The sequence below is a fragment of the Caballeronia sp. LZ003 genome, assembly GCF_031451465.1.
Lineage (GTDB): Bacteria > Pseudomonadota > Gammaproteobacteria > Burkholderiales > Burkholderiaceae > Caballeronia.
The window spans coordinates 1-2,077 of sequence record NZ_JARUXJ010000022.1; the positions used below are offsets into that span (position 1 = coordinate 1).

At 59.1% G+C, this 2,077-nt stretch carries 5 protein-coding genes; all 5 read left to right on the top strand.

What is annotated here, in order from left to right; genetic code table 11:
* Positions 1–217, top strand: a 217-nt coding sequence (locus QCE79_RS32495; protein ID WP_309851431.1) for a phage head closure protein, incomplete at its 5' end; no start/stop codon positions are given.
* Complete coding sequence (locus QCE79_RS32500) at positions 207–563, top strand: DUF3168 domain-containing protein (RefSeq protein ID WP_309851434.1); 357 nt, start codon at positions 207–209, stop codon at positions 561–563. The genes QCE79_RS32495 and QCE79_RS32500, both read left to right, overlap by 11 nt.
* A gap of 85 nt (positions 564–648) precedes the next feature.
* Positions 649–1,152 carry a phage tail tube protein gene (locus tag QCE79_RS32505; RefSeq protein WP_309851437.1) on the top strand — a complete coding sequence of 168 codons (504 nt, stop codon included), beginning with the start codon at positions 649–651 and terminating at the stop codon, positions 1,150–1,152.
* 56 nt (positions 1,153–1,208) lie between these two features.
* A complete protein-coding gene (locus QCE79_RS32510; RefSeq protein WP_309851440.1) occupies positions 1,209–1,544 on the top strand; it encodes a hypothetical protein in 336 nt (111 codons plus the stop codon).
* Positions 1,545–1,564: 20 nt separating this feature from the next.
* Positions 1,565–1,948 carry a hypothetical protein gene (locus tag QCE79_RS32515; protein WP_309851443.1) on the top strand — a complete coding sequence of 128 codons (384 nt, stop codon included), beginning with the start codon at positions 1,565–1,567 and terminating at the stop codon, positions 1,946–1,948.
* The last annotated feature ends 129 nt before the right edge of the window (positions 1,949–2,077 follow it).

The window sequence follows — 2,077 nt, forward strand, 5'->3', positions numbered from 1 at the left end:
ATGGGCTGACGTGTTCATGGATAGTGGCCGGACGGTGATCGCCTCCGATGCACTCATCAGCGAGGTCCGGGCGAGTGTGCGCATTCGCTATCGACGGGACATTCGTGCAGGCATGCGCGTGGTGGTGGATGGACAAGCGATGCGTGTGGAGGCGGTGCGCCCCGATTTGCGTCGGCGCCAACATGTCATCCTCATTTGTGTGAGCGATGAGCGCTGAAGACCTTGTTCGCGATGCCTTGGCGAGCCTGGCGGACGGCCACGTGTTTGCTGACGTCGCCAAGCAAGGCGTGGCTCCGCCCTGGATCGTGTATCAGGTGGCGGGGGGTGAAATTGGCGTCGACCTGAGCGGCAAAGCGTTGGATAAGTATCGCGCGCGGGTACAGATCGCGGTGTGGCATGCGACGCCGGAGGGTCGTTCCTCGCTGATGCAACAAGTCATGCGCGCGGTGATTCGCCCTGAGGTTGGGGCTGTGCCGCTAGGCGCGCCTTCGAATGTCTTTGAGCGTGAGACGCGGCTATTCGGTAGCCGTGTTGAAGTGAGCGTTTGGAGTGAGCTGGGGTGAGCCGGGGGTAAGTGGTAGCGAGCAGTGCAAACTTCTTGGCCACGCTGAGTCGGGGGATTACGTATGATGAGGGAGAGCAACTGAAATGGCTGAAGTGAGAACGCTACAAGACAGCGTCCAAACGCAGAAAAGCACAAGCGCTGTGCGATCGCAGAAGACAGTGCTGCAGTACAGCGTTGCTGGCGGCGATTCCCAAGCAGTAACTTGGGAGCAGGTCACAAACCTGAGCGACATAACAGGCTTCAATGGTTCGGCCAACATGGCCGATGTCACGCGTCTCGATAGCGAAAGCAAAGAGAAGAGTCCTGGCTTGCAGGACTGGGGACAGGTGACGATCGCCCTATTTATCAATTTCAAGGAAGCGTCTCACAAGGCCCTGCTTGAAGCTAAGCAGAAAGGCACCTTGCTCCAATTCAAGCTCACGCTCTCGGATGGGAGCACGATCGAGTTCAAGGCGTATGTCAAGGACTTCCCGATTTCTGCCAAGGTTGATCAATACGTGGCGGGCTCGATCAATCTCGAGATTACCGGTGACATTACTGTAAAGCCGAGCACGAGTAGCGTCGATCACGCGAAGCCAACGACGTAATCCAAGCCCGACGCTGTGGACCGGTCCTTAAATTTAAGATGCAGGATGCAAAGGTGATGAACAAGGAGCAGTTTCTCGCGGCGTTTGCGCCGCTTGTTGTGGAAGAGCCGGTGCAGACGCTGGATGGCGAAACGGTGCGCTTTCGAGAGCTCTCAGGGGCGGCGCGCGATGCACTCTACGACAGCGCGAAGAATGGCGGGGGCAATAGTGGTTTCGAAGCAGCCCTGATTGCGGCGACGGTCGTGAACGAAAACGACGAGCCGGTGTTCAGCCAGGATGATGTGGCGGTCATGCGCGCCGGTCGTGCGCCGTTGCTCGAGGAACTCGCGCAGATTGCGATGCGCCTGAATGCGCTGGGTCAGCGCGCGCAGGAGCAAGCCTTAAAAAACTAAGGGCCGACCCGCAGAAACTGATGTGGATGCGCATCGCCATGAAGCTGGGCATGTCGGTGCGGCGCGCCAAGCTCGAAGTGTCTAGCGCCGAGTTCGCGGACTGGGTAGCGTTGTTCGAGCACGAGCCGTGGGGCGAGCACATCGAAGATTTGCGGGTAGGCACGCTGATGAGCCTCTTATACAACATGCATCGCGGCAAGGATGCGCCCGCGCTGCGTGCGGCGGATTTCACGCCATGGTCCGGTTGGTGCAACCCGGCTCGTTCAGCATCCGAGCGTGCTGGCGAGTGCAATCGAAGTGCCGACGAAATCGCGATCTGTGCCTTCGGCATCGATCTCGAGGAGATCAAGCGCTCTGGGGCGAAACAGGTGATTGTGCGTAAGGGCGAGGTCATTGGGCGATGAGCCGAGACTATCGTATCGAGAATCTCGAATCGTTGACGGGGATGTTGCGCTCGCTTGACGAGGCGGTGAGCGAAAGCACGCTTCGCCAGGCGGCGGTCGCCGGCGCTCGCGTCATTCATGACGAGATCA